Annotated in this window: 15 protein-coding genes; 12 read left to right on the forward strand and 3 right to left on the reverse strand. The window is 43.3% G+C overall.

What is annotated here, in order from left to right; translation table 11 throughout:
* Nucleotides 1–51: 51 nt before the first annotated feature.
* The 5 genes from nuoL to ACQ86K_RS05550 all read left to right on the forward strand — a co-directional run bounded on the left by nuoL (nucleotide 52) and on the right by ACQ86K_RS05550 (nucleotide 8663).
* Entirely contained in the window at nucleotides 52–2160 is a 2109-nt protein-coding gene (nuoL, locus tag ACQ86K_RS05530) for an NADH-quinone oxidoreductase subunit L (RefSeq protein ID WP_091172551.1), read from the forward strand.
* 5 nt (nucleotides 2161–2165) lie between these two features.
* Nucleotides 2166–3770 (forward strand): complex I subunit 4 family protein, encoded by a 1605-nt coding sequence (locus ACQ86K_RS05535; protein WP_091172548.1) that lies wholly within the window; start codon nucleotides 2166–2168, stop codon nucleotides 3768–3770.
* Nucleotides 3771–3777: 7 nt separating this feature from the next.
* Nucleotides 3778–5760 carry a mucoidy inhibitor MuiA family protein gene (locus ACQ86K_RS05540; RefSeq protein WP_091172546.1) on the forward strand — a complete coding sequence of 661 codons (1983 nt, stop codon included), beginning with the start codon at nucleotides 3778–3780 and terminating at the stop codon, nucleotides 5758–5760.
* Nucleotides 5761–5767: 7 nt separating this feature from the next.
* Complete coding sequence (locus ACQ86K_RS05545; protein WP_091172543.1) at nucleotides 5768–7261, forward strand: NADH-quinone oxidoreductase subunit N; 1494 nt, start codon at nucleotides 5768–5770, stop codon at nucleotides 7259–7261.
* A gap of 148 nt (nucleotides 7262–7409) precedes the next feature.
* Nucleotides 7410–8663 carry an ammonium transporter gene (locus ACQ86K_RS05550; protein ID WP_431200795.1) on the forward strand — a complete coding sequence of 418 codons (1254 nt, stop codon included), beginning with the start codon at nucleotides 7410–7412 and terminating at the stop codon, nucleotides 8661–8663.
* Between the two features lie 231 nt (nucleotides 8664–8894).
* Here ACQ86K_RS05550 and ACQ86K_RS05555 read toward each other — a convergent pair whose 3' ends face one another.
* Together ACQ86K_RS05555 and ACQ86K_RS05560 are read right to left on the reverse strand one after the other, a co-directional pair.
* Entirely contained in the window at nucleotides 8895–9158 is a 264-nt protein-coding gene (locus tag ACQ86K_RS05555; protein WP_431200796.1) for a dihydrofolate reductase family protein, read from the reverse strand.
* Nucleotides 9159–9198: 40 nt separating this feature from the next.
* Nucleotides 9199–11208: a KUP/HAK/KT family potassium transporter gene (locus ACQ86K_RS05560; protein WP_091172535.1), complete on the reverse strand. Its 2010-nt coding sequence runs from the start codon at nucleotides 11206–11208 to the stop codon at nucleotides 9199–9201.
* Between the two features lie 315 nt (nucleotides 11209–11523).
* Between ACQ86K_RS05560 and ACQ86K_RS05565 the strand changes: the two genes are divergently transcribed.
* The 3 genes from ACQ86K_RS05565 (at nucleotide 11524) to ACQ86K_RS05575 (ending at nucleotide 16311) form a co-directional block, all read left to right on the forward strand.
* Entirely contained in the window at nucleotides 11524–12132 is a 609-nt protein-coding gene (locus ACQ86K_RS05565) for an alpha-ketoglutarate-dependent dioxygenase AlkB family protein (RefSeq protein WP_091172529.1), read from the forward strand.
* A gap of 118 nt (nucleotides 12133–12250) precedes the next feature.
* A complete protein-coding gene (locus tag ACQ86K_RS05570; RefSeq protein ID WP_176844540.1) occupies nucleotides 12251–14230 on the forward strand; it encodes an amidohydrolase family protein in 1980 nt (659 codons plus the stop codon).
* Between the two features lie 173 nt (nucleotides 14231–14403).
* Nucleotides 14404–16311, forward strand: coding sequence for a class II glutamine amidotransferase (locus ACQ86K_RS05575; RefSeq protein WP_091172525.1), 1908 nt, complete (start codon nucleotides 14404–14406; stop codon nucleotides 16309–16311).
* 499 nt (nucleotides 16312–16810) lie between these two features.
* On the opposite strand, the gene ACQ86K_RS05580 is transcribed toward ACQ86K_RS05575, so the two are convergent.
* Complete coding sequence (locus ACQ86K_RS05580) at nucleotides 16811–17419, reverse strand: LysE family translocator (protein WP_431200797.1); 609 nt, start codon at nucleotides 17417–17419, stop codon at nucleotides 16811–16813.
* Here ACQ86K_RS05580 and ACQ86K_RS05585 point away from each other — a divergent pair.
* The 4 genes from ACQ86K_RS05585 to ACQ86K_RS05600 all read left to right on the forward strand — a co-directional run bounded on the left by ACQ86K_RS05585 (nucleotide 17360) and on the right by ACQ86K_RS05600 (nucleotide 19674).
* Nucleotides 17360–17491: a hypothetical protein gene (locus tag ACQ86K_RS05585; protein ID WP_431199954.1), complete on the forward strand. Its 132-nt coding sequence runs from the start codon at nucleotides 17360–17362 to the stop codon at nucleotides 17489–17491. The two genes, ACQ86K_RS05580 and ACQ86K_RS05585, sit on opposite strands and share 60 nt — an antisense overlap.
* A gap of 143 nt (nucleotides 17492–17634) precedes the next feature.
* Complete coding sequence (locus ACQ86K_RS05590; protein WP_431199955.1) at nucleotides 17635–18357, forward strand: MFS transporter; 723 nt, start codon at nucleotides 17635–17637, stop codon at nucleotides 18355–18357.
* A 23-nt stretch (nucleotides 18358–18380) separates the two neighbouring features.
* On the forward strand, nucleotides 18381–19109 hold the full coding sequence (locus tag ACQ86K_RS05595; RefSeq protein ID WP_431199956.1) for a hypothetical protein: 729 nt from the start codon (nucleotides 18381–18383) through the stop codon (nucleotides 19107–19109).
* Nucleotides 19110–19203: 94 nt separating this feature from the next.
* On the forward strand, nucleotides 19204–19674 hold the full coding sequence (locus ACQ86K_RS05600; protein ID WP_091172520.1) for a deoxycytidylate deaminase: 471 nt from the start codon (nucleotides 19204–19206) through the stop codon (nucleotides 19672–19674).
* Nucleotides 19675–19694: the final 20 nt, after the last annotated feature.

The raw sequence follows: 19694 nt of genomic DNA on the forward strand, positions 1-19694 counted from the left end.
TACATTCGGAGACGCAATTATGCGTCTCTACAGAGAAGATAAAAAAACTAATTGGGCACCGCGCTTTTACATACCGATCAAACCATCATCAGCTACACCATTGCAGCTGTGGCTTTACCGTTGGCGGCCTCGATCATCAACTTTTGCCTGCCGGTAAAAAGTAAAGCAGCGGGCTGGATTTCAACACTGGCCATTTTGGTGGGTTGCGTATTATCAGCCATTGTGTTTGCAAGGGTGTGGAACCAGCAACCGCTGCACACCCAAAAACTATGGTTTACCATTGGCAACACCAAAGTCTTCGCAGGCATCCTGCTTAATAATCTGTCGGCGCTGCTGCTGCTGTTGGTATCGCTGATTGCCTTGCCTGTTCACATCTATTCCACTGCTTACATGAAGCATGACGATAGGTACAGTCGTTATTTTACCTACTTAAGTTTCTTTTGTTTCAGCATGCTGGCTTTGGTGGTGGCGGATAGCATGGTGCTGTTCTATGCTTTCTGGGAGCTAGTGGGCTTTTCATCATACCTGCTTATCGGTTTCTGGTTCACTAAGGATAAAGCCGTACAGGCCAATAAAAAAGCCTTTATCATGAACCGTATCGGCGATATCGGTTTGCTAAGTGCTATCATTATCATTTTTGCCCAGTTTCATACGTTTGATATTGATGCCTTATTTGGACAACATGGACTTGTTAAGTTTATGGGGCCTGATAACGGGCAATGGGCTTTTGCTCCTGATAGGATGCCTTCTAATTATGGCTCTGTTTGGACACGGGGGGCAATGACTACATTACCCGCGATATGGCAGTATATAGCCTGCGCCGGGATCTTCCTTGCTGTGGCCGCAAAATCGGCACAATTCCCTTTGCATACCTGGCTACCTGATGCCATGGAAGGGCCGACGTCAGTTTCGGCGCTGATCCACGCGGCTACTATGGTGGCTGCCGGTGTATTTCTGCTGGGCAGGGTTTATCCTTTGTTTACCGATACGGAGTTAACGGTTCTTGCTGTAATAGGTTGCTTTACCGCTTTTATGGCCGCCACAATCGCGCTTACGCAAAACGATTTAAAACGGGTGCTTGCTTACTCAACCATATCGCAACTGGGTTACATGATCCTTGCGATGGGGGTTGGAGCTTATGGCTCTTCGCTATTCCATTTGGCTACGCACGCTTTCTTTAAATGTTTATTGTTTTTGGTGGCCGGGGTTGTGATTCACGAAATGCAACATATCAAGGAGGAAAATAACCTGGATATCGACCCGCAAAATATTCAGTACATGGGTGGCTTGCGTAAAAAGCTGCCATTAACTTTTATTGTGGCAATTGTTGGTTCACTGGCGCTTATAGGTATTCCGCTTACTTCTGGCTATCTGTCAAAAGATGGCATCCTGATCCAGGCGTTTGAATGGAGCGAGGGTAGAAGCGCATGGCTTAAACTGATCCCGGCAGGTGCATTATTTACCAGTTGGCTTACTGCCTTTTACGTATCAAGGTTAATAGTGAAAATATTTTTCGGAGAGTTTCGCTTGTTGAAACATCACCCTGACATTAAACTACATATCAGCGATGGTGGTTGGCAATATCGTGTGCCATTGATCCTGCTGGCGGTTTGCAGTTTGTTCCCCTTATTTTCGCTTAATCCTTTCTTTTATGAAAAAGCCTGGCTATTCGAAAGCTTAAAACCTGCCGAATTCATGGCCCGCGAAAATATCTACCATACCATTATTCCGATAGGGGTGAATATCTTAAGCGTTTTTGTAATGTACGCGGCCTATGCTATCTACGTAAAAAGAAATACGTTCTCGTTTCCGCAAACCGGCTTCTTTTACCGCTTATCCTATAATCAATGGTATTTGGATAAGATCTATAAAAAAGTAATCGTAAAACCTATACTTGGCCTGGGTAAAACCTGCTTCTGGTTCGACAGGAATATTATTAACGGACTCATCCATTCAATTGAACGGCTGAGCAGGGCGGTGGCAGACCTTACCGCCTGGTGTGATAAATATATTGTCGACGGATTTTTGCATTCAATGGCTGCATTAGTGCAAAGTATTGGCAATTTTGCACGTAAATTTCAAAATGGAAAAGTGCAGTACTACCTGTACAGTATGCTGCTCATTGTGTTGGTACTCTTTATTTTAAAAATACTGATCTGAATTTAATGAACCTACTAACCCTACTCATATTTATACCTGTACTGTTTGCGTTGGTGATCGTATTGCTGCCATCGTCGGTTCGGGGGAGTTTTAAATATATTACCCTGCTGGCTACGCTTTTGCAGCTGGGTATCAGCATCGCAATCTACCTTAACTTTAAAACAGGTGCGGCAACAGCAGGTATTAACCATGAAGACCAGTTTCAGTTTGTACAGAAACTGCCATGGATTGCCCTTAACCTGGGCAGCATGGGCAAAATGCAGATAGATTATTTTGTAGGGATAGATGGCATTTCGGTAACCCTATTGGTAATGTCGGCACTGGTGATGGTGGTTGCTACGCTGGCCTCCTGGGAAATCAAGAGCAATCTCAAAGGTTTCTTCCTTTTGTTTTTGCTGTTGGATATGGCCGTGATGGGTGTATTCTGCGCTTTGGATTTCTTCCTGTTTTACCTGTTTTATGAGCTCATGTTACTGCCGCTCTATTTCCTGATCGGGATGTGGGGCGGTGTACGCCGGGAGTATGCGGCCATCAAGTTTTTCTTGTATACCCTGTTTGGTTCGGTGTTTATGCTGCTGGTGATGGTTGGTTTATACCTTTCTGTAAGCGATCCGGCAACAGGAAGTCATACTTTTAATATTATCCAGATGATGAATCCGGCTAATTATGCCCAGGGTTCGGTATTCTCGGCTGCCGCGCATCAAACCATATTGGGGATGCCCGCACGCACGGTTGGCTTTGTAGTGCTGTTTATTGCCTTTGCTATCAAGGTACCCGTTGTACCGCTGCATACCTGGCTGCCCGATGCGCACGTTGAAGCGCCTACACCGGTATCTATCATTCTTGCTGGGGTATTGCTTAAAATTGGTGGTTACGGCATTATCCGTATCTGCCTCGGGATTTTCCCGGAGATAGCTTCTTCCGGCGCTTTTTGGCTTGGGTTGATTGGGGTTGTTTCGATATTATATGGCGCCTGCAATGCGCTGGCCCAGCGCGATCTGAAAAGGATGATCGCTTACTCATCGGTATCGCACATGGGTTTTGTGTTACTGGGCATTGCCTCGCAAACTGCCGAAGGTGTAAGCGGTGCGGTAATGCAGATGGTAAGCCATGGCTTTTTATCGTCGATGCTGTTCTTTTTGGTGGGCGTGGTTTACAACCGTGTGCACGACAGGGATATTTATCATTTCCGCGGATTGGGCACCCAGATGCCTCAATATACGGCCTTTGTTATGGTAGCATTCTTTGCTTCCTTAGGCTTGCCGGGCTTTTCGGCATTTGTGGCCGAAGCATTTACACTGGCGGGTACATTTAAATCGCCAACGGTTAACGGTTTGCTGCCATACTGGATGGCTGTTTGCGGTTCGGTTGGTATCCTGTTGGGAGCAGCTTATTTTCTGTGGACACTGCAGCGCATGTTCTTCGGAAAAGTATCACTTAAAGGCGGCGAGGTTTGGAAAATAGCACTTACCGATGTAAGCATCCGCGAAAAGCTGGCATTGATACCAATGGCTGTTGCTGCGCTTGCTTTAGGTTTGATGCCATCGTTGGTATTTGGAAAAATCAATGATTCGGTACTGGCATTGATACAGTTTTTACAGGCTAAATAAAAAAATAGTGTTTCAACATAAATTCATTTATGGAAAAGTGCATACACCTGCATCTTTTATTTACGTTGTCCCCGGCAACCCGGGCATAAGCGAAATAACAGATGGTATGTATTTAACCGAAGGAATTATGTTTAAAAAATTATCCATTGCCGCAGCATTACTTTTTATCACTGCGGCAACCAGGGCCGATGAAGGCCAGAAAGTAGCCTCCAAAGTTCAAAAAGTAACCGTGTTTTTGAACGGAGCACAGGTAAGTCGCACCGCATTGGTCAATATCAGCCCCGGCACATCAACGCTGGTGTTTGAAAACCTGTCGCCTGGAATTGATGTGCAGAGTATCCAGGTAAATGCAGGCGGCGATTTTACCATTCTTTCGGTTAATCACGAACTTGATTTTGCCGATAATGACATCAGGCAGAAAAATATACAGACTATCGAGGCGAATGTAAAACTGGTAAGAAACAAAATAGCCTTGCAAAATAACATGCTCTCTATTTACCAGGAAGAAGCTAACACGCTGGCTAAAAACCCGGTGAGCAATGGTACTAATGTTGCGCTGGATCCGATTAGACTGAAACAGACACTCGACTTTCAGACAGCTCGCTTAAATGAGATCAAAAAGAATCAGCAAGCCGTAAATGATCAGATAGATTTGTTTAACGACCAGCTGGAAGATTATAACAAACAAATTGCAGAGATTAACAAAGTAAGTGTTAAAACTACCAGCAATGTTTTGGTGACAGTATCGTCAAAAGTTCCGTTACAGGCAAATTTTACTTTAAGTTATCTGGTGCGAAACGCCAGCTGGTTCCCTACCTACGATATCCGTGCTAAAAATGTGAACAGTCCAATAACTATCGTTTACAAAGCCAACGTGTCGCAAAAAACGGGTGAGGACTGGAAAAGCGCAAAGCTTACCTTATCAACCGGTAACCCAAGCGTAAATGGGGCGAAGCCCGAGCTTACGCCTACCTATCTTAACTTTGGTATGTACTATTCAGGTACTGGTGTTTCAATAACTAAAGTAATGGGTAGAGTAGTGAGTAGGGATGATAACAGCCCCATCCCTGGTGTAAGCGTCCGGGTAAAAGGTACATCAATAGGGGCCGTAAGTGATGCCGGTGGAAATTACAGCATCCAGATACCTAACGCCAATGCTGTGCTTACTTACAGTTTTATTGGATATGAGACATTAGAAAGGCAGGCCAATGCGCCAATGATCAACGTGTCGCTAAAGTCAGCTTCAAACCAATTGAATGAAGTTGTTGTAGTTGGTTATGGTGAAGTTGAACATAAAAGGGATTTGACTGGTGCTGTTGCGAAAATACAAGATAAAAATATAATTAACACGGTTCCTATCGAAGTAAAAAAAGAAGAAAACCAAACCAATATTGAGTTTAATATCGCCAACCCTTATACGGTGCCAAGCGATGGCAAACAATATGCCGTTGAAATTAGCCAATATAATATTGATGCTACTTATCAGTATTATGTAGCGCCTAAACTGAGTACTGATGTGTATCTGACAGCGCAGCTTACCAACTGGAATAAATACAGTTTCCTATCTGGCGAGGCCAACTTGTTTTTTGAAGGAACATACATTGGCAAGTCGCTGATTAATACCGATGCTACCACCGATACGCTGAACCTATCGTTAGGAACAGATAAAAATATTGTAGTTACCCGTACACTGGAGAAAGGTTTGGCTATGCGCCAGTCATCAGGCTCCAACCAAAAGGAAACCCGCAATTGGCTTATCGACGTAAAAAACAGGAAAAGCCAATCGGTTAATTTATTGGTGGAAGACCAGGTACCGGTTTCGCAAAATAAAGATATCGAAGTAGAGGCGCAGGAAACATCTGGCGCAAAACCTGATGCAACAACAGGTAGGGTTTCATGGAATTTCATGTTAAATTCGCTCGATGAAAAGAAGGTGAAACTAAAATATCAGGTTAAATACCCCAAAAATCAATCAGTAATAGTACAATAAAATATAAATGCACGATCTGCTCCCCCATATATCAGCTCAGTTAACCAATGTTTTTGGCAGTATACCCTATTTCATGCCCGAAATTTATTTAACCGGGCTGTTTTTGGTAGTGCTGATAACCGACCTGATATTTGGGCGCAGATCTGTAAAGCTTTGTAAAATTATAGCCTGTACGGGCTTGTTACTGGTGCTGTTTAAAGACCTGCAGCAGGTAGCCCTGATCCTTGACGGCGATCATGTTATTTTCGGCAGTATGTTACTGCTGCGTAGGTCGGCGGTATTTTTCAAGATCATTATCGATCTGCTATCGTTTATCCTGCTATTGAATTTTACCTGGGATGATAAGCTGAAGGCGCATCCAAAAGGCTTATCAGACCTGTATACCATTTCCATAGCATCTATTTTAGGTCTGCATTTAATGGCCATGGCTATTAACCTGCTTTCTGTTTATCTTGCCATCGAGATGGTATCCATAGCGTCATACCTGATGGTGGCTTACCGGTCTGAAACTGCTTTGAGTACCGAAGCTGGTTTAAAGTACGTACTTTTCGGCGCGGCATCATCGGCTGTCATGCTATACGGGATCTCGTTACTGTACGGCTTCAGCGGCTCGCTCGATCTGCTGGGTATTGTAGCCCGGTTGCCTAATGTAAATCCGGTGAGTGCTTCATTTGCTTTAGTACTGGTGCTGATTGGCATAGGGTTTAAATTATCATTTATGCCGATGCATTTTTGGGTACCCGATGTTTACCAGGGAGCGCCCACGCCGGTTACTGCATACCTGTCAACCGTACCCAAGATAGCAGCTTTTGCATTGCTGGTAAATGTGATGCCTTTGTTCCTTTTTTCGGCCGACTGGAAGGGGATTGATTTTAGTATTGTTTTATCAGCCATTGGTATCGTTACCATGATAGCCGGAAATTTTGCGGCCGTTTTGCAAAGCAACGTGAAAAGGATGCTGGCCTATTCAAGCATCGGCCATACCGGCTTTGCTTTAATGGCGGTAGTTACCTTTAATTTACAGGGCTTATCATCATTAACCTATTACCTGGCCGTTTACGCGCTGGCCAATATCGGGGCGCTGGCACTGGCATCATACTTCAGCAATATTGTGGACGCTGAAGAGGTGGAGGCTTATAAGGGCCTGGGCTTAAAATACCCTGTAGCCTCGGTTTGTTTTGTTATTATCCTCATTTCTTTAACAGGGATCCCGGTTACTGCTGGGTTTACGGGTAAACTATTTGTGTTTTCGGCGGCTTACAGCGCCTATGAGCAAACACACAGTATCTGGCTGTTGTCGCTGATGATAACGGGCGCTATAACCACGGTGGTATCGTTGTTTTATTACCTTAAAATTCCTTTGTATTTATTTCTGAAAAGAACAGAAAATGCTGAAGTTGCCAGTGAAAGATCTTATAATTTACTTGTTTTAGCTATTATTATTAGTTTTCTGCTCGTTTTATTGGGGATTTTCCCGAATTCTATCCTGAAATATCTGTAGTAGTTGTTTTTTTTAACAAAAGTCAATTATTTTCTTTTGTTTTTAGAAAAAACACTAACTTTCATGCCGATTTAAAACATATTTTTTCTGAATAAATGAAGAGGTATTTCCCTTTTTCCTGATCTTAATTATACTTTCCCTTACTTTCATTTTTCCGTCGGTTGATTTTAAGGATTCCGGTCATCCCAATTTTAATACGGGCGATATAGCCTGGATGCTGATGTCGACGGCGCTGGTTTTGATCATGACACCCGGTCTTGCGTTTTTTTACGGGGGAATGGTTAATAAGAAGAATGTGATCTCCACCATGCTGCAAAGTATTATTTGTATGGTGATCATTACGGTAATGTGGGGGATCTTTGGTTTCAGCCTGGCCTTCGGCGATAGCTTTTATGGCCTTATCGGTAACCCCGGAACTTATTTCATGATGAAGGGCATGTTAGGTAACGCCACCTGGAAAGCCGCTCCAACCATTCCGTTGTTATTATTTGCCATGTACCAGTTAAAATTCGCCATTATTACCCCGGCGCTTATTACTGGTGCATTTGCCGAGCGCATCCGTTTTAACTCGTATATTATTTTCCTGGTACTGTTTTCTATTTTCATATTCTCGCCGCTGGCGCATTGCACCTGGCACCCTGATGGCATATTGGCCAAATTTGGTGTGCTTGACTTTGCAGGTGGTACGGTAGTGCATATGTCGGCCGGATGGGCTGCCCTGGCATCGGCCTTATATTTAAAACGCCGTAACGAGGCTAATCATTCTCCGGCACGGATTACCTACGTAATGATAGGTACGGGCTTGTTGTGGTTCGGTTGGTTTGGTTTCAATGCCGGTTCGGCTTTTGGCGCAAACGCTTTGGCGGTTACCGCTTTGGCAACCAGTACCACTGCTTCGGCAGCTGCAGGTGTTACCTGGATCTTTTTTGATATGCTGCTTGGCCGCAAACCATCTGCAATGGGTACCTGTATTGGCGCTGTTGTAGGTTTGGTGGCTATTACACCTGCCGCCGGCTTTGTATCGGTGCCGCACTCGCTGGCTATCGGTATCATATCGGCTGTGGTGAGTAACCTGGTTGTGGAATGGCGTACCCGTACTTCTATTGATGACACGCTTGATGTATTCCCTTGTCACGGCGTTGGCGGTATGGTGGGGATGCTGTTAACCGGCGTATTTGCCAATCAGCATGTAAATGCTAATAATACAACAGGTAACGGTTTGTTTTTTGGCGAGACACACCTGTTCCTTGTACAGTTGGTAGCATTAGTGTGCGTATCGATATTCGCATTCTTTGGTTCATTATTATTGTTAAAGATCACCGACATGATCTCGCCGTTAAGGGTATCGGCCGAAGAAGAAGAACAAGGTCTTGATATCAGCCAGCACGGCGAAAAATTATAATCACGTATTTCCAACCAATCCAATAAATCTAATGAAATTCCCGGCCGCAAGGCCGGGTTTTTTTGTTTTAAAGGGTAGTGAAAAATATTAACGCGGGTTCAAGCGCCCATTATTGAATGGCTTTTTAACAGGAGCTTACACGCTCCCTGATATTATGGTAGGCGTGACGCCATTAGGGAGAAAAACTTAAAAACCTCCTCTCGAGAACGGGCGCGGAGGAGGGAGCCTTTTTTACGCCCTGGTATAATAAAGCAAAGCCGCACCACAGGCAAATGGTTCACAATTCACCAATTTTAACTCTAAATCATTTTTTAAAGGGTTAAAGGTTTGTTGTCCGTTACCAATCTCAGCAGGGTTTACAAGCAAATAAAACTCATCAACCAAATCATGTTGAATTAAAGATGATACAAACGAATCTCCTCCATAAACAAGGATGTCATGAGCGCAAAAGGGAGAAAAATAAAGCCCCTCTTTGCGAAGCAAAAGGGGCAACACGTACAGCGATGTAGGGGGAGTTAATACATAGCGGTTAGCGCTACGCAAAAACTTTCTTACCCATACCTTCAACCGCTTTATGCGTAACCGGGTCAACCCTTTTTATGTGGATATTATTAACCGGTTTTACCACCAGCGGAATCTTTTCAATTCGTGTTTCACTGGTATCAAGTCCAAAAGCTTTAGCTTCTGACTGGGCCAGTTTTTTAATGGCAAAATAGCTGTTGAGGATAAAGCTCTCCGATACGTTGAACACGTTATTGTACGACAGGAATTTCTCCATGATCACAAACCTGAAATCGGCAGCCATATTGTATTGTTTTAATGATGGGTAATTGCTGGAGATATCAATCTCGCCACGTTCAACCATATCTTCAACTACTTTACGGAACAATACGTTTACCCGCGGCTGGATCCTGAAGCCCAAACGGAATTCTACGCGGATGACTTTGCCCGGCTCAATTTGGTCAACACTGTACTCCATCGTGTATGGCTCGTCGGTACGTTCAATGTGCACAAACCAATAGGTGTCGGCACGTTTAGGACGGCGGCTCATGATGGAGTAGATGATCTTTTCTTCAATTTGTTTGCCATTATTGGCTTTGGTAAGATAGATCAGGTGCGTAGCGTATTTGTTTATGGTAGTATCATTGCTCAGTGCGTTTAGTAAAGGCAGTTTCTCCTTGATGTCGGTAAAATGAAGGAAGCGGTTATTGATTTTACGGGCTTTAAACCAGGTGTACATCGTAAAGATCAGACCAACTTCAAATCCCACAAAAAACAAACGTTTTAGTATTTTAACCGCGTTCGCTACAAAAAAGGAGAATTCGACGGTTACAAATAAGCACAGGATAATGGTAACCAGCCATACAGGCCAGTGCTTTACATAGCGCATAAAGTAATACATTAAAATGGTAGTGCTAAGCATAGCAATGGTGATGCTGAATCCGTAAGCAGCCGTCATTGCGCTTGAGGTACGGAAATAGAGCGATACCAGGATGCAGCCGATACACAGTATCCAGTTGATGCTTGGAATATAGATCTGCCCGCGGATATTTGACGGGTATTTGATGGTGATCCTTGGCCAAAAATTCATGCTTACCGCCTCACTGATTAGCGTAAATGAACCACTGATTAAAGCCTGGCTGGCAATAATGGTTGCCAGTGTAGCCAAAGCTATCGCAGGTAGCAGGAAGAAATGGGGAACGATTTCAAAGAAAGGGTTAACGCCGGTAAAGTTCTTACCCGGTGCTTGTGACAGCACCCAGGCGCCCTGCCCCAGGTAGTTTAATATCAGGGTTGTTTTCACAAAGATCCAGCTTACCTGGATATTGCGCCTGCCGCAATGGCCCAGGTCGGAGTATAGGGCTTCGGCGCCAGTGGTACATAAAAATACCGCGCCTAACAACCAGAAGCCTTTAGGATGGTCCATCAGTAAATGGGCGCCATAATAAGGATTGAGAGCTTTAAAGATAGATGGGAAATGTGTTATCTGTATAGTGCCTAATACGCCCAGCATAATAAACCACAGCAGCATAACCGGCCCGAATGCCGAACCGACCACCTTGGTGCCAAACTGCTGAAAAAAGAACAGCAATAAAATGATGCTAATTACAATAATGAGGATCAGGTTGTTGCCGGGGACAATAACGGTTGAAAATGCCGGTACTAAATTTAAACCTTCAATGGCCGAGGTTACAGAGATGGGTGGGGTAATGATACCATCGGCAAGCAAAGTACCTGCGCCAATTATAGCAGGAATAGCCAGCCATTTACCGTAACGTCTTACCAGTGCGTATAATGAAAAAATACCGCCCTCGCCTTTGTTATCAGCCTGCAGCGTAATAACGATATACTTGAAAGTGGTTTGCAGTGTGAGTGTCCAGAAGATACAGGAGATAGAGCCTAATACCAGCGCGGGGTTCACCTTACCGCCTTCAACCAACAGGGTTTGAAAAACATAAAGGGGAGAGGTACCGATATCGCCAAAAATAATGCCGAGGGTAACGATCATACCCGCGAAAGTGAGTTGCTTAACGTGCGAATTCATGAAATGTATAAATTGTTAGGGGAAAAAGAGGAGATGATACCAGCTGCAATGAAGGAACTTATTGTCCGTTTTGTAAATTTTGCTGTAGCAGCGATAAACAATGCCATCGTAAATTTATTTTGTATTGTGAGGCCGCATGGCCAATAAACATGCCACAACGTTTTTTGCTTTATTTACAGGCTTGTGTTATAGGAGTTTATCAAAATGAGAAAGATTTTCTCAATATGAGGAAAAGCTATCAAAATGATAGGTTTTATCATTCTGATAGCAGAGTGGCCCATCGTGTTTTATGGTATGTAATACAGATATTTGAACATGGATCTATTCAATAATGACCAGCTGAACCTGTTTGGTGCGCCAAAAAACTTATTGCCTTTTGATGGAGAGGTATTGCTTTATCCCCATTTTTATAAGGAAGATGTATTTACGCGGCTGGTTGAGGAAACACCATGGAAGCAGGATAAAATGAAGATCTACGGCAGGGAAGTGAACTTCCCACGGCTTACGGCCTGGTACGGAGAGCGCGATGAAGTATATGTATATTCAGGTGTGGTAAATGTGCCGGTTAAGTTTAGCCCGCTGCTTAATAGCATTAAGCAGGCGGCGGAGCAGCAATGCGGTCACCGGTTTAATACAGCGCTGCTTAATTATTACCGTGACGGCAGCAACAGTATGGGCTGGCATAGTGATGATGAAAGCGAGCTTGGCGGTAACCCTGTAATCGCTTCGGTATCATTTGGCGCTTCGCGGGTTTTTCAGTTTAAGCATAAGCGGCAAAAGAATGCTAAAGTATCTGTCGTACTTAACAACGGCGATCTGCTGATCATGCAGGGGCAAACGCAGCATCACTGGCTTCACCAGGTACCCAAAACAAGCAGGATGCTGGGGGCAAGGATTAATATAACGTTTAGAAGTATTGGGTGAAGATTTTTTGCTTTGATGATGTGGTTGGTCAGAAGGCGCAATTATGCGTCCCTGCACAAAAAAACTGTTTTGTAACATCCCAAACAAACCGTTATCTTACATTAACATTACTGACCTTATGAAAACATCTTTATTATTATTTGCCGCCTTTTCGGCCTTAATAACAAACGCCAATGCACAAACCGATTTGCCAACCGATAGCGGTACCTTTTTTCTGCATAAGTTTGAGCAACACATTGGTAAGGAAACCTATTACGTGCACAAGTATAAAGATGCTGTTCATTATAATATCGATTTTAAGTTTGTTGACCGCGGTTCGCCGGTGCCGCTTACTGCCGAGTTGAAGGTGAACCCCGTAGCCGATCCACTGGAATTGACTATAAAAGGCAATACTTCAAGATTTTCGACCATTGATGATAAAATAACTATTCGCGGAGGCGAAGCTGCAATCAGGGTTAACGATTCATCTTATACACAAAAAGTACTGTCGCCCAGCTTCCCGGTAGCGGGCTATTCGCCGGGCACTGTGCAGCAGGTGCTCATCCAGTATTGGAATAAACATAAACAACCTGCAAGCATCCATACACTGCCATTTGGCGCGGTACAGATCAAAAAAGCAGGTATTGATCAGCTTAAGTTTAACGGTAAACCGCTCACGCTTAACCGGCTCACCATAAGCGGACTGGTTTGGGGTAACGAACTGGTTTGGACTGATAATGAAGGTAAACTCATATGCCTGATAACTAATGACGCGGAGGGTGACAAACTGGAAATGATGCGGGTACCTTACGAAGAACTGTTACCGCAGCTCATCAGTAAGGCGGCTACTTATGGTATGGAGCTATTTGCGGAAGCGGCCGCACCAACAGGTAAAGCAGATAAGATAATAGCTATTACCGGTGGCAACCTAATTGATGTAAACACCGGTGTAAGCATCCCCAATGCCATTGTTTTGATAGAAAACGGCATTATTAAACAAACGGGCAAGGTTGGTGAGGTTAAAATACCGGCAGGGGCTAAGCTTATTGACGCCAAAGGGAAAACCATTTTACCAGGCTTGTGGGATATGCACTCGCACTTTGAACAGGCAGAGTGGGGGCCGGCCTATCTTGCAGCAGGTGTAACTACTGTGCGCGATTGTGGTAACGAATTTGGTTATATCAACGCTATAAAAACCGCTATTGATGGCGGCAAAGGCGTGGGCCCCAACATCATTAAAGCTGGAATTATTGACGGCAAAGGGCCTTATGCATTGGGGATTATCCAAGCGGATACTAAGGAAGATGCTATAAAGGCAGTAGACCGTTATAAAGAAAATGGCTTTCAGCAGATCAAGATCTATAGTTCGGTTAAACCGGCTATAGTTAAAGTTATTTGTGATGAGGCACACCGATTGGGTTTAACCGTAACAGGCCATATCCCGCAGGGCATGACCCTTCAGCAAGGCGTTGATTCGGGGATGAATATGGTTAACCACGTACAGTATGTGTATTCAATCATGAAACGGGATAAGGACAGGTCGGTTATTTTCGATGATTCGGTAAGTATTGCGGCTATTAAGTTTATAAAAGACCATCATGTGGTAATTGATCCCACCATAGGTGTTTTCGAGCTCGCCTTCCGTAATGTTAAGGATGATATAACCAAACTGGAGCCCAACTATTATACCCTGCCGCTGCCGCTCCAGGCATTGTTTAAAAACATGGGCGAAGAACCGGAAAAGGCCGCTAAGCTGAAACCTTTGTATGAAAGCATGAAGAAAACCGTTAAGGTATTGCATGATGCCGGAGTTACTATTGTTGCAGGCACAGATATGGGGTTCCCCGGCTATAGTCTTGACCGCGAACTTGAATTATATGTTGAAGCCGGTCTTACCCCGGCGCAGGCTATCAAAACAGCAACGATAACACCGGCAATGGTGATGGGGCTTGATAAAACAACAGGTTCGGTTGAAGCGGGAAAGCAAGCCGACCTTGTTATTATCGATGGTGATCCGCTGCGTAATATCAGGGAGATCAGGAAAGTATCGGTAGTAATAAAAGAAGGCCGGATCTATGACCCGGTTAAGCTGCATCAGATGGTTGGGTTTAAGAAATAGGTGTGTGGTTTATTGGGTTGATTATGTTAATGTCTGGTTTTCAGTGCGATAGCTACTCATTAAATCAATCATTCACCAAGTCAACCAGGCAATCAATAAACTACTAATTTATGACAATAGATTTTACCGATACTTCATTTTAAAATGATACCTTTGCAGCCTCATTCCGAATCATGAGCGATCAGATTAAACATGAATGCGGTGTGGCATTTATCCGCTTACTAAAGCCACTATCTTATTATCAGAAAAAGTACGGAACTGCACTGTACGGCCTGAACAAACTTTATCTCTTAATGGAAAAACAACACAACCGCGGCCAGGATGGCGCAGGTGTTGCTACCATTAAACTGGATATTGAACCGGGCAAAAGATACATTAGCCGTCACCGCTCAATGGCCTCAAATGCCGTTGCCGACATTTTTGAATATATCCAAAAGAAATTTGCGGACATTCAGAAAGAGACCCCCGAAAAAATGGCGGACGCTGAGTGGCTTAAAGAACATGTGAGCTTTACCGGCGAGGTTTTGTTAGGGCACCTGCGTTATGGTACCCACGGCAAAAACAGCATTGAAAGCTGCCACCCGTTTTTGAGGCAAAACAACTGGATGACCCGTAACCTGGTTATTGCCGGTAATTTTAACATGACCAATGTTGATGAATTACTGCAACAACTGTATGCATTAGGTCAGCATCCAAAGGAAAAGGCCGATACGGTTACTGTGCTCGAAAAAATAGGCCACTTCATCGATACTGAAAACCAGGGCTTGTTCGATCAGTACAAACGTGAGGGATTAGATGATAACATGGAGATCAGTAAGCTTATAGCTAATGATATGGATGTTGCCAAGATCCTCCGTAAATCGGCCAAGAACTGGGATGGCGGTTATACTATTGCCGGGATCCTTGGCCACGGAGATGCCTTTGTAATGCGCGATCCGGTGGGTATCCGTCCGGCATTTTATTATTATAATGATGAGATCGTTGTTGCAGCATCTGAACGCCCTGCTATCCAAACGGCATTTAACGTGCCGATGGAGGAGATCAGGGAAATTCGCCCCGGCCATGCGTTGATCGTTAAAAAGAATGGTAAGATAACCGAGGATATGTTCAGTGAGCCAAAAGAAAAGAAAGCCTGTTCTTTTGAGCGGATCTACTTTTCGCGCGGCAGCGACTCGGCCATTTACCGTGAGCGTAAGCAATTAGGTCGCCTGCTTTGCCCGCAGATATTGGATTTTGTTAATCATGACATTAAAAATACGGTATTCTCTTACATACCCAACACCGCCGAAGTTGCCTTTTATGGTATGGTTGAGGGTATGCATAAGTATGTAAAGAAATATCAGTACGAAAAACTGCTTGAGCTTGGAAGCGACATTACCGAAGAAAAGCTTACCGAAATATTACAGGTAGCCCCAAGGGTTGAAAAAATAGCCATTAAGGATGTTAAACTGCGTACTTTCATCACCCAGGACGCGGATCGCAGCGAAATGGTGGCCCACGTATACGATACTACTTACGGATTGATCAGAAAAGGCACCGATACCTTAGTGGTATTGGATGACTCTATAGTTCGTGGTACTACACTGAAACAAAGTATCCTGAAAATTCTTGACAGGCTTGGCCCTAAAAAAGTAGTTGTGGTTTCATCTGCTCCGCAGATCCGTTACCCCGATTGCTATGGGATTGACATGTCACGTATGGGTGAATTTGTTGCATTTGAAGCAGCAATCAGTTTGTTAAAAGAGATGGGTAGGGAAGATGTGATCCTGGATGTTTATCAAAAATGTAAAGACAGCCAGAAACTGCCGAAGGAAGAAGTTGAAAATTATGTGAAAGAGATTTATGCCTTGTTTACCGATCAGCAGATCTCTGACCGTATTGCGCAGATCATCACACCTAAAAATGTGAATTGCGAGGTACAGGTAATTTATCAAACATTAGATAACCTGCACATAGCCTGTCCTGATAATCTGGGCGATTGGTACTTTAGCGGTGATTACCCAACTCCGGGTGGTAACAAGGTTGTTAACCGCGCCTTTGTTAACTGGATGGAAGGTAAAAACCAAAGAGCTTATATGTAATGCCCCCTAACCCCCTAAAGGGGGAATGATATACGAGGCGATGAGTTTTTCATCGCCTTTTTTGTTAATTGATCGTAGGTGAAATTATAAATGAGACTTGAGCGATCAATATCATTATAAAAAAACTTCAAAAAGAAGAATGAAAAAATCCTTAAACCAGTAGCCATAAATCGCTTGTTTTGTTCGGTCGTAATTCGGTTTATTCTTTTTATTACTAAATAATTAAACCAAAAATGAATAAGGATCGGCGCGAAGGCAATAATAGTTATTGGGGCAACAAAACCGAACGGTAAAAGGAAACTCGGGTTGAACAGGTGTAATAGTATAAATAGAACTAACGTTGCGCCAATCAAATTAAACTGGGTGTTGCTGAACCAACTCTTTTTATGAAGTTTCGAGTATACCAGTAGATCGGTCACTATTGCGAATAGCAAGTAGGCGAATTTGAGTAACATTATGATAAGGTTTAAAAATGGCTAAGGTTGAAATATGTAACTATTTACGATCCTGCCGGCGCTGCAAATACAAAATGCGTAACCAGCTTATCAATCAGCACCAACGAGGCAATAATAAGCGCAATGCCGGCAACCTCATTTAAACGGTGAATAAACTTAACCGAAATACGTGCCCGGAGTTTATTGGCATAAAAAGCTTTGAGGGTATCCATACCAAACTGGATGATCAGTATGGTTAAAAACATAACAGCTATATGAAACGACCTGTGCGGGGTGCCCACCAGGAATGTTGTACTGGCCGCGCCGATCACCACCGTCCAGTGGAAGAGGAGGGTAGGGTTAAAAATGCACATCAGGAAACCTTTAAGTATGTAACCAAAGCGGTCGGCGCCTGATGGTACTTTATTTTCATAATTGATCTCGCTTTTCTTGAACATGTAATATAGGCCAAGCGCGAATAATATGGCGCTGCCTACAACGCCTGCTATAACTTTGGTATGGTCAGATACATCGATATATTGCGAACCAAACAGGATTGCGCCCACAAAAACCACATCGCTGCAAACCACACCAAGGGCAAGCGAAACACCGGCATGAAACCCTTTTTCGATACTGGTTTTAATGAGCGCAAAAAAACCGGGCCGGTAATAAATGTAAGTACTAATCCAAACCCGATACCCGAAACAATGGCTTTTATCATTAAGTTAAGCTTTGTTCTTTTTTGAACATTGCGAATATGCAATTTTATCTCATAAACAACGAAAGTTAAAATTGTGATTTAATTTATTTAAAAAAGAGGTGAGACTTTTACCAAAATTGAATTATGTTTAGAGATTCAAAAATCAAATTAGTACAACCTATTTTACAAATGGAACAAAACGACAAAAAAAATTACGGGTCGGCGTTGCTCACGTTAATTACCGTATTTTTCTTCTGGGGCTTCGTGGCCGCAAGTAATGACATTTTAATACCCGTATTTAAAGAAAAACTAAGCTTAGCACAATGGCAATCACAAATGATTTCATTTGCCTTTTATTTAGCTTATACTGTTGGTTCAATTATATACTTCTTTGTTTCAAAGGCAAGTGGCGGCGATATCTTAAATAAGTATGGTTATAAGAATGGAATTGCTGCCGGTCTTATTTTATCCGCTTTGGGTACATTATTATTTTACCCGGCTGCCGAAACAGCTTCATTTTATTTGATGATTACGGGTTTGTTCATTGTTGGCTTAGGTTTTTCGCTTCAACAAATTGCTGCCAATGCGTTAGTGGTAGCACTTGGTGATCCTAAAACAGGTGCACAACGCTTGAGCTTAACCGGTGGGGTAAATAATTTTGGTACTACTATTGGGCCGCTGTTGGTTAGTTTGGCAATATTTGGCCAGGTTGGCGGTGCTACGCACGTAGCAAGCATCAGCGCTGTTAAATTTCCATACCTTATTTTGGGTGCTTTATTTTTAGTAGTTGCTGTTATCTTCAAATTCTCATCTGTTCCTAATAAAATAGCTTCAGTAACGGATGAGGATGTGATCAGCTCCCCAACAGATATTTCAAAAGGTGTAAAACCTGTCGGTAAAAAAGCGCGCTAAGCTATCTGCAATTATCATTGGGTATGATAGCAATATTTGTTTATGTTGGGGTTGAAGTATCGACGGCAAGTAACCTGCCGGAATATATGAAAGAAAAGCTCCATACTGAAACGGGCAATATTGCTCCTTTTATATCTCTTTATTGGGCAAGTTTAATGATAGGCAGGTGGACAGCCTCAATAGGCGCGTTTAATCTTGCAGGTGGTGCTAAAAAGATATTAAGAGTTGTAATGCCTTATATTGCTTTTGCAGTATTCCTCGCCGTTAATAAGCTTGCGCAGCATGATGTTACTCCTTTTTATATATATGCGTTTGTCATTGTTGTATTGATCGTTGCCGATTTGTTGAGCCGCGGCAACCCCGCCCGTCAATTATTAATATTCTCGGGCTGTGCAATTACCGCTTTGTTCATAGGTATGTTATCAAGCGGCATGGTTAGCGTTTTCGCGTTTATTAGTGTTGGCTTATTTTGCTCAACATTATGGCCATGTATCTATACGCTTGCTGTAACTGGTTTGGGTAACCATACCAACGAAGGTTCAAGTTTCCTTATCATGATGATTATGGGTGGCGGTTTCATAAGCTTATTACAAGGTTATTTGGGTGGTCCGGACCTAATCGGCATCCAATGGTCATATTTAGTTGGTGTTGCTTGTTTTGCCTACCTTGCATTTTATGCAATTAAAGCTAAAAGTGTATTAAAGCAGCAAGGTATCGACTTTGATACTGTTGAAGTTAAAGGCGGACATTAATATTTAACCAGTCACTAATCATTATTGGGTCATTAAGTCATTTTTAAATGAAGTAATGACCCAATGATATTTAATGACATAATGATTTTAAACTATGAAACCCAGCTTTGATCAGATTTTTATGAACCTGGCCACTGATCTGGCCGAGCGGTCGCATTGTGTTAAAGCACATGTTGGGGCGGTTTTAACGCGTGATACGCGGATTATTTCTATAGGCTATAACGGTCCGCCGGCTGGAACACATAATTGTGATGTGGAATGGCCCGAAACAGGTTGTGCGCGCGATTCAAAAGGCAGCTGTTCACTTGCCCTGCATGCCGAAGAAAACGCGATACTTTATGCGGTAAAAAACGGGGCACGACTTGAAGGCGCTACGTTGTATACCACGCTGTCGCCATGTTTGCCTTGCGCAAGGCTCATCTATTCGGCGGGTATAACCCATGTGTATTACGATAAATCTTATGCCGAATACAAAGGCCTGGCAAGCGATGAAGGGGTGGATTTTTTAAACAGGTTTGGGGTTAAGGCGGAGAAGTTTAAGCAGAACCATGATTCACTTGATTAAGGGATTTCTTGATAGGCTTT

The sequence above is a fragment of the Mucilaginibacter sp. P19 genome (assembly GCF_050632265.1).
GTDB classification, from domain to species: domain Bacteria; phylum Bacteroidota; class Bacteroidia; order Sphingobacteriales; family Sphingobacteriaceae; genus Mucilaginibacter; species Mucilaginibacter gossypii.

Coding starts and splice junctions, on each gene's coding strand:
- ACQ86K_RS05590 (WP_431199955.1), top strand. CDS start 17,635: ATGGAACAAAACGACAAAAAAAATTACGGGTCGGCGTTGCTCACGTTA.
- ACQ86K_RS05545 (WP_091172543.1), top strand. CDS start 5,768: ATGCACGATCTGCTCCCCCATATATCAGCTCAGTTAACCAATGTTTTT.
- ACQ86K_RS05535 (WP_091172548.1), top strand. CDS start 2,166: ATGAACCTACTAACCCTACTCATATTTATACCTGTACTGTTTGCGTTG.
- ACQ86K_RS05565 (WP_091172529.1), top strand. CDS start 11,524: ATGGATCTATTCAATAATGACCAGCTGAACCTGTTTGGTGCGCCAAAA.
- ACQ86K_RS05585 (WP_431199954.1), top strand. CDS start 17,360: ATGAAACCCTTTTTCGATACTGGTTTTAATGAGCGCAAAAAAACCGGG.
- ACQ86K_RS05595 (WP_431199956.1), top strand. CDS start 18,381: ATGATAGCAATATTTGTTTATGTTGGGGTTGAAGTATCGACGGCAAGT.
- ACQ86K_RS05575 (WP_091172525.1), top strand. CDS start 14,404: ATGAGCGATCAGATTAAACATGAATGCGGTGTGGCATTTATCCGCTTA.
- ACQ86K_RS05570 (WP_176844540.1), top strand. CDS start 12,251: ATGAAAACATCTTTATTATTATTTGCCGCCTTTTCGGCCTTAATAACA.
- ACQ86K_RS05560 (WP_091172535.1), bottom strand. CDS start 11,208: ATGAATTCGCACGTTAAGCAACTCACTTTCGCGGGTATGATCGTTACC.
- ACQ86K_RS05600 (WP_091172520.1), top strand. CDS start 19,204: ATGAAACCCAGCTTTGATCAGATTTTTATGAACCTGGCCACTGATCTG.